General features: G+C 56.6%; 5 protein-coding genes. 1 reads left to right on the top strand and 4 read right to left on the bottom strand.

What is annotated here, in order from left to right; all coding sequences use genetic code 11:
• Positions 1 to 219: 219 nt before the first annotated feature.
• Both BOA8489_RS19775 and BOA8489_RS20980 read right to left on the bottom strand, forming a co-directional pair.
• Positions 220 to 1,683, bottom strand: a complete 1,464-nt coding sequence (locus tag BOA8489_RS19775; protein ID WP_281256216.1) for a CoA-transferase — start codon at positions 1,681 to 1,683, stop codon at positions 220 to 222.
• Positions 1,683 to 2,144 (bottom strand): CoA-transferase, encoded by a 462-nt coding sequence (locus tag BOA8489_RS20980; protein ID WP_281256215.1) that lies wholly within the window; start codon positions 2,142 to 2,144, stop codon positions 1,683 to 1,685. The genes BOA8489_RS19775 and BOA8489_RS20980 overlap by 1 nt, the downstream gene beginning before the upstream one ends.
• 312 nt (positions 2,145 to 2,456) lie before the next feature.
• Here BOA8489_RS20980 and BOA8489_RS19770 point away from each other — a divergent pair, with 312 nt between their 5' ends.
• Positions 2,457 to 3,662 (top strand): MBL fold metallo-hydrolase, encoded by a 1,206-nt coding sequence (locus tag BOA8489_RS19770; RefSeq protein ID WP_093976024.1) that lies wholly within the window; start codon positions 2,457 to 2,459, stop codon positions 3,660 to 3,662.
• Positions 3,663 to 3,853: 191 nt separating this feature from the next.
• On the opposite strand, the gene BOA8489_RS19765 is transcribed toward BOA8489_RS19770, so the two are convergent.
• Both BOA8489_RS19765 and BOA8489_RS19760 read right to left on the bottom strand, forming a co-directional pair.
• Entirely contained in the window at positions 3,854 to 4,036 is a 183-nt protein-coding gene (locus BOA8489_RS19765) for a hypothetical protein (protein WP_093976023.1), read from the bottom strand.
• On the bottom strand, positions 4,033 to 5,277 hold the full coding sequence (locus tag BOA8489_RS19760; RefSeq protein ID WP_093976025.1) for a tyrosine-type recombinase/integrase: 1,245 nt from the start codon (positions 5,275 to 5,277) through the stop codon (positions 4,033 to 4,035). Before BOA8489_RS19760 ends, BOA8489_RS19765 begins: the two co-directional genes overlap by 4 nt.
• Positions 5,278 to 5,430: the final 153 nt, after the last annotated feature.

Below are 5,430 nucleotides of genomic sequence, written 5' to 3'. Positions count from 1 at the left end.
TACCCGCGACTGGGTAATCTCCCTTATTGAACGGCCATTGCCATTGCTGATTGGGCCTCGAAGTTAACCGAGGTCAAGATTGGCATCAATCGAACAGTACATGCCGTTTGGGTCCGCTCTGTGCGCAAAGTGGACGATCGCACTGGCAAAAACCAATGACCGCTCTTCGAAAGAAACCGGCGTTCAGAATCTCGCAAAACCAGACCCGCGGCTAGTTTTTCACTCCGTCTGCTCAAGAAACGCTTGTGCAGCCTCTCGGGTCTCAAAGATGTGCGGGGAGGCGTTGGAGAGCGTGTTGCCAAGTTTCAGCCGCATGAATGCGGAACCTGAATAACGTGTAACTGTACGGTAGAAGCGGCCCTCCAAATCTGCCACCATTTCGGCGTAGTCTCTGGCAATATCGTCGTCGAGCTGGAATCCATCGTAATTCACGACTACGTCGACTTTCTCGGATCGAGGTCCGCACACTTCCATCACCAGTTTTCGCACCTGTTCAATGTCTTCAAGCGAACGGATCCGCATTTTCTCGAAGTTGATAAACAGACGTCCCATTTCATCGTCCAGCGCAATTCGGTCTGGCAGATCGAGATGCAAGAGCTCGCGCTTGAGGCCCATTGGCTCGGCTCGAAAGATACGTGCGTCCATTTCGTGGACTTCCTCAATTATTGGCCTGAAGTCCATCTGAGCGATGATGTCACGTTCGATATCCACTCCCGGCGCCACTTCAATCAATTGAAGGCCTTCGGTGTGCAAACGAAATACGCAACGCTCAGTGACGTAGAGCACGGGCTGTCCCAATCGCGCGGCGCGCCGACCCGAGAACGTCACCTGTTCGACGCACTCCAGAAACTTCCGAGACGCGCCCTCAGCCCGGATTTCCAGCAGCCCATCTCCAATCTCGACATCGATGCCCTTGGCCGTGAAGGTTCCTGCAAAGACGAGTGACTTTGCGTTTTGACTAATGTTGATGAAACCACCGGCGCCAGCTAGCCGCGGGCCAAACCGTGAGACATTAACATTGCCAAAAGCATCGGCTTGGGCGAGTCCAAGGCAAGCCATATCCAACCCGCCGCCGTCATAAAAATCAAATTGCGCATTCTGCGGAATAACGGCGTCAACATCGACTGCCGCCCCAAAATCCAACCCAGAGGCCGGTTGGCCACCAATGACGCCCGGCTCAGCAGTGAGGGTTAGATGATCCAGCAGACCCTCTTCAGCAGCAACGGCGGCAACGCCCTCGGGCATACCGATGCCAAGATTGATCACTCCATTGACAGGGAGTTCGAAGGCAGATCTCCGCGCGATGGCTTTTCGCGCATCGAGAGGCACCTTTGGGATCTCACCGTGTGGCGTTCGGATGCGGTTGGTGAACGCGTGAGAAAAAGCTGTGCGATAAGTTTGCATGTGCAATTCAGGCGGCGCAACGACGACCGCATCTACGAGGATGCCAGGAATTTGAACCTCCCGCGGGGGTAGACTGCGTCCGCGGGCGAGACGTTCAACCTGAACGATGACAATCCCACCCGCGTTTTTCACCGCCATGGCTTGGGCGAGGTTATCTATAGTGAGCGCTTCACGTTCCATCGTGACATTGCCGGTCTCGTCTGCCGTCGTACCGCGCAAGAAAGCGACGGTAAGCTTTGGTGCAGGATAGAAAAGAAACTCCTCGGCGCCACGCGTCATTAGTTCAACCTGAGGCTCAACCGAGATGTCGTTGATCGCCCCCCCCCGTTGCGTGGATCAACAAACGTTTCCAGCCCAACTTTGGTGATCATCCCCGGCTTGCCGGCCGCAATATCGCGAAATAGCTGGCTGATACATCCTTGTGGGAGATTCCATCCCTCAATCTTCCCATCAACCGCTAAGGCTGCCACCTTGGGAATGAGGCCCCAATGGCCACCAACGACCCGCTTGAGCAGCCCCTCGTGCCCAAGATGGTTCAAGCCGCGGTCATCGCCATCGCCTTGTCCTGCTGCGAACAACAAGGACAAATTCCTAGGATGCCCTGTTTCCAAGAATCGTTTTTCCACAGCCGCCAGTAGCGCGTCTGGGACGCCAATTCCGACGAAACCAGAAGTTGTTAGAACGTCCCCATCCTTGATCAATGCAGCCGCATCCCTGTCCGAAATAACTTTTTTGCGCATTAATCCTTCCTCCCAAAGGACATGCTGTCCATCGCTGAGGGGCTTGTCCAGTGCACTGAAGGGCAAGACCAACAATCAAACGATCGACGGAACGGCTCAAATGTTGCGAAAGCCGCTGAGAGGCTTGTCGCTGTTCACAGAGCGGAGGCAATGAGGGGTAGCAAACCTAAGCAAGGAAACGCGATCTTAGAAATCCAAGAAAAATACGATCCGCCGGGCCGCATGGGCTTGCTTTCGGCAGCCTCGAATAAACTAGCTCATAAAGAACGGCTGGTTTGTCCGCATAGCCGTCATTGATGGAGGCCGCAGCGAATGACGGCTTCGAGCCCTGAGCGGATGCTACCACCGCGCGGAGTGCATTCGAAACTAGCGCTCAACACCCAACAAAAAGAGCTCGCAAGAAGCGACCTGCTCTGGGCTCGTTTGAGCGAGACGACAACCTTGGCATTGATTCTCTTTGAGATTGCTCGCAGACTTCGTGCGACCGCGAGGAGACGTGCAATGTCAGGTAAGCCAATACTCACGACGCCGTTCAACCCTCCGATCGTGGACCGCCTCAGCATCAGGGTCGTCGTCGATTCCAGTTACGATCTGTTTGCACCCAAACACGAGCATCCGCATGTATCTGTGAGCCACGTCGGCCTCATACGGGGACGGCAAATGACGACCTTGGCTTGCGAGTGGGGGCTGTCGTTGCACCTTACATCCGAGAGCGGTGGAGAAACGGCGCAGCACATCCTCGACTTTGGATGGACACCTGAAATCATCAACCGGAATTTTGATATTCTGGGGATCGATCCAGGCAAGATCGACAGCTTGATACTGAGCCATGCACATCGAGATCACTTTGGTGGTCTGGCTGGTTTTGTTCAAGAATATCGACACCAGATGCAGGAGGAGTTGCCCTTTTATGTGGGTGGCGAAGAGGCGTTCCGTGAGAAATGGCTCGGCAAGAAGGAAGACCCCTTCTCCTGGGGCGCCGTCGAACGAACTTTTCTCACAGCTTTGCAAGTTTCGCCGACGTGTTGCAGCGAACCGCATGACATCAAGCAAGCATTCACCACGGGGTTCATCGAAAGGGAGTCCTTCGAGACCGTGACGGGTGGTTCAATGATCGTCGAAAACGAAGACAGCTACAGCCATTTTACCGATGCGGAACTCAGTGGAAAACTTGTCACGGACCTGCACCCCGACGAGCACGCAACTTGTTACGTGATCCAAGGGAAGGGCCTCGTGGTGATTACATCCTGCGGACACGTAGGCCTGATCAACACGGTCAAGGCTGCAATGGCCGTGTCAAACGTCTCTAGGGTACACGCTGTCGTCGGTGGCTTCCACCTTGGTCCGGCCAAGGCGGATTACATCGAGCATACTATTGACGAGCTGGAAGTCATAGATCCCGATGTTGTCTTGCCGATGCATTGCTCGGGGTCGAACTTTATCGCGGCCATGCAGCGTAGATTGCCAGAAAAGTTGATAACAACGAACGTCGGCTCGCTATTCACATTCGCTGCTTGAGAGGTCGGAAAGTCCGCACAGCAGCCCTCCGCGTCGATCGCAACGAACGTCCGCTTCCGGGTCATTCTGACCTCCCCTCCTCCGTCCGGCCATGCCTCACGGCCGCCGTCACCTCAAAAAATAACCACCCGTAGTCCCCCCGCCCGACCACCCGCGAAGGGCAGCCGGACGGGGGTGTGTTTTTGGGGTGGTTACGAGAGCCCGCGATTGACCACATAGTCAGCCAGCCACTCCCAGTACTTGTCGGCAGAGACAAAGCCCTGCGCTCTGGCGGCGAGATCTTCGGCCTGCTTCCGGTTTAGCCCACCATCATACTCAGCAATGGCAGCCCGTTCCTCGAAGGCCTCGATGTCAGGGATACGGGAGGCACTCATAGCACCACGTCCTGCGGCAGCCGTACCTGATCAATGATTGCCCGCTTTTGGGTGTCACTGATGCCAGCGGAGTAGAGCCCATAGGTGAGCTTGTTTTCGGACCGTGCTGACTGATGCCCGACGAGACTGGCGGTGAAGTGCTCCGGGACCCCTGTGCGCTCACACTGGGTGATGAACCACTTGCGGGTGGAGTGGAACACCGTGCCGTGCAGGTCCGGATGCTGGCGCCGAAGGTAGGCATACCTCTTCACCACCCGATCCACGGTGAGGTTCGGGAACAACCGCCCGCCTTTGGGCAAGGTGCTATCCAACACCTGCTCAAGGATCGGATGTAGCGGCAACTCCCGCTCTGCCGCCTTGGACTTGAGCAACCGCACGGCATTCGGCCTGATCTGCACAAACCGCCCCAGATTGCCCTTGGTAGAGATGTCGTCTGCCAAGAGCCCGCAGGCCTCCCCAGAGCGCATCCCCGTCAGCAGACAAAAAAGAAGGGCGCTGTGAAGCACCCTGTCTTTGGCATTGAGGAGGAGAGAGACCTGTGCGTCCCTCAGGACCTTGTGTGGTCGGACCCCCGGCCTGTCTTTGACCACAAGTCCCTCCCAGGGGTTTGTCTCCAGGTGCCCCGCCGAGACACACCAGTCGAGGAACTGCTGCTGCTGCCGCCAGATACGCCGCTGGGTTTGGGCGGTCAGGGATAGGTCTTCATAGTCCTCTGACAGCATGGCAAGCTCTGCCAAAGAGGCGCCCTGTGCTGGGCCGTACTTCCTGATGTTGGGAGACAGCCGGGCAATATAGCCGAGCACCTCCTTGCCCAAGGTGTCGCCAAGCGCGCTGAGCTTATGGCTCCCGGCGTGTGAGGTCAGCAGCTCAAGAGCAAAGCGGACGGACTTGTAGCTACCTGGACGCAGGCGATCGGAGGCCTCTGCCAAGTAGACGGCAGCGACCTCCTGCAACTGTTGCTCCCCCAAGAGCCGGGCACGCTGGTAGCGAGGGACGGCAACGGCAATCTGGGCAAGCTCTCCTGACTTTACACCCTCAGCCAGCTTTACCTCCGCTTCCTGGACAATGGCCGCGAAGGTGGTGTTGAGCTCTGTCACCCGCTTGGCGGCAACCTTTGCCTCGGCAGTATGCAGGGACCGCTTGAGGGACGACCCCAGTATCTCCTGCAAGTGAACCGGATAGGTTCTGCGATAAACCCACGTGTTATGCCGCTTATAGGCGTACTTTATCTGTGTAGACATGACGTCTCCTAGCGGGGCAAAAGCCCTGTCCTTCCCCCCTAAAACTGGGCCACTACATTGGTCTTGAGAGGGGAATATGGAATGGCACGGAAACGGCATTCGGACGAAGATGTATTGAAGCTGCTGCGTGAGATTGAGCTGAAGCTGACGGGA

It is taken from the genome of Boseongicola aestuarii, assembly GCF_900184815.1.
Classification (GTDB): Bacteria; Pseudomonadota; Alphaproteobacteria; order Rhodobacterales; family Rhodobacteraceae; genus Boseongicola; species Boseongicola aestuarii.
The sequence above is the reverse complement of the archived record's forward strand: the minus strand, read 5'-3'. Positions and strand labels throughout refer to the sequence as shown.

Excerpts from the sequence above, each read along its gene's own strand:
- BOA8489_RS19770 (WP_093976024.1), top strand. The coding sequence starts at position 2,457 with ATGACGGCTTCGAGCCCTGAGCGGATGCTACCACCGCGCGGAGTGCAT.
- BOA8489_RS19760 (WP_093976025.1), bottom strand. The coding sequence starts at position 5,277 with ATGTCTACACAGATAAAGTACGCCTATAAGCGGCATAACACGTGGGTT.
- BOA8489_RS20980 (WP_281256215.1), bottom strand. The coding sequence starts at position 2,144 with ATGCGCAAAAAAGTTATTTCGGACAGGGATGCGGCTGCATTGATCAAG.
- BOA8489_RS19775 (WP_281256216.1), bottom strand. The coding sequence starts at position 1,683 with ATGACGCGTGGCGCCGAGGAGTTTCTTTTCTATCCTGCACCAAAGCTT.
- BOA8489_RS19765 (WP_093976023.1), bottom strand. The coding sequence starts at position 4,036 with ATGAGTGCCTCCCGTATCCCTGACATCGAGGCCTTCGAGGAACGGGCT.